This window comes from Acetobacter estunensis, assembly GCF_019083805.1.
Lineage (GTDB): Bacteria > Pseudomonadota > Alphaproteobacteria > Acetobacterales > Acetobacteraceae > Acetobacter > Acetobacter estunensis_A.
Genome location: NZ_JAHRDV010000040.1, coordinates 1 through 748 on the forward strand (window position 1 = coordinate 1; position 748 = coordinate 748).

Sequence of the window (748 nt, forward strand, 5' to 3'; positions counted from 1 at the left end):
CAATCCGGTCATACAGGCGGGTGTTGCCTGCAAGCCCAAACAGGAAGTCAACGTGGTTGTCTTCGCACCATGTCATCAGACTGTCCCGGGCGAAACCGCTGTCCCCACGCACCAGGATACGCACCCGGGGCCAGCGGCTCCTGATCTGCTCCACGATCCGGCGGATGTCTGCCAGTGCTTCCTTCCCCGGGTCCCTGTCTGCCGTGCGCAGGGTAGCGCTGAGGAGATGGTCCCCGCAGAAGATGTATAACGGCAGATAGCAGTTATGGCCGTAATATCCATGAAAGGCCCGGCCTTCCTGATGGCCATGGATACGGTCATCGGTGGCATCCACATCCAGAACGATCCGGGCGGGTGCGCGCTCATGCTGGTCCATGAAAAGCGTCACGAACAGGGTAGCCAGGGCCTCATGATCAGCAATGATGCGGCAGTAACGATCTGCCTGCTGCCCACTGCGCTCTAGCCGGTTCAGCGTGGATTTGCCAGCCAATGCTGCGCAGTTTGCCCGGCCTCCTGACAGACGGCCCGAGGCCAGACCCATGACAGGATCATGACGTAAAGCGTCATGGTCATTAAGGTCTTCATAGCCCAGTGCCAGGCCCATGATCCGCTGACGGACAAGGTCTTCAACCCGGTATTCCACAAAGCCGGGATGCCGCTTATCGCGAAAACAGGCAGCAAAGCGGCGGCTGAGCCCCAGAATGTCATCAGCCTGCTTCACCAGAATGACGCCCCCATCCGAACTCAT

General features: G+C 59.5%; 1 protein-coding gene. It reads right to left on the reverse strand.

Annotated features, from left to right (window positions below; genetic code table 11):
- A partial coding sequence (locus tag KUA11_RS16935) for an IS1380 family transposase (RefSeq protein ID WP_217412200.1) occupies positions 1 to 748 on the reverse strand: 748 nt, incomplete at both ends.